Here is a 935-nt window from a genome sequence, read left to right as displayed (position 1 = left end):
CCGGTCCCCGTCACGCTGGATTCCGTTGTCGACGAGGTGCTCGGGCGGCTCAGCCGCTAACTTGTCGCCCGCGCGGCTATGATCGAACACATGTTCGAAAAGGTGCGGGCGCGGTTCGATGAGCTCATCGAGCGCCAATACCCGTCGGCGACGCCGGTGTCGGTGGGGCTGCTGGAGCGGATCGGGGCGGCCGCGCGGGCGGAGAATCGGGCGGCGGCCGCGCAGTTGGTGGCGATTGGTGAGTTGTTCGCCTATCGGTTGTCGCGGTGTGCCGAGACCGAGGAGTGGGCGATGGACACCGAGGCGGCGGTGGGTGCGGAGGTGGCCGCCGAGCTGCGGATCAGTCAGGGGTTGGCCGCCAGCCGGCTGCGGTACGCGCGGGCGATGCGGGAACGGTTGCCGAAGGTGGGTGCGGTGTTTTCGGCCGGGGATATTGGCTACCTGATGTTTCAGACGATCGTGTTCCGCACCGATTTGATCACCGACCCGCAGGTGCTGGGCGCCGTGGACGCGGAGTTGGCGGCCACCGTGGCCAGGTGGCCGTCACTGAGCCAGGGCCGGTTGGCGGCGCAGGTGGACAAGGTGGTGGCTCGCGCTGATGTGGATGCGGTGCGGCGGCGCAAGGAGCGCGTGGCCGGGCGTGAGGTGTGGGTCGCTGAGATGGGGGAGGGGTTGGCGCACATTGAGGGCACGCTGCTGGCCCCGGACGCGCATGCGCTGGACCGGCGGTTGACTGCGTTGGCGGCCACACAGTCGGCGCGCCCGCAGCGACACCCGAGCCGATCCGCCCCGCCCGCCAACGCGCCCAGCGCATCAGCGCGGCGCTGCTCGCGGGTGCGCGGATCATGCTCACACACCGTGGCCGCCAACGCAGTCAACCGCCGGTCCAGCGCATGCGCGTCCGGGGCCAGCAGCGTGCCCTCAATGTGCGCCAA

At 70.5% G+C, this 935-nt stretch carries 2 pseudogenes; one reads left to right on the top strand and one right to left on the bottom strand.

From position 1 onward, the window contains the following. Positions 1-90: 90 nt before the first annotated feature. A pseudogene (locus tag A5646_RS14825) lies at positions 91-852 on the top strand (DUF222 domain-containing protein); the annotation flags it as partial. Here the strand turns inward: A5646_RS14825 and A5646_RS30430 are convergent. After that, a pseudogene (locus A5646_RS30430) lies at positions 795-935 on the bottom strand (DUF222 domain-containing protein); the annotation flags it as partial. The pseudogenes A5646_RS14825 and A5646_RS30430 sit on opposite strands and share 58 nt — an antisense overlap.

This window comes from Mycobacterium sp. 1245499.0 (assembly GCF_001673615.1).
In the GTDB taxonomy this organism is placed as follows: Bacteria; Actinomycetota; Actinomycetes; order Mycobacteriales; family Mycobacteriaceae; genus Mycobacterium; species Mycobacterium europaeum_A.
Note: the sequence above shows the minus strand (reverse complement) of the source record. Positions and strands in the feature narration are given on the sequence as shown.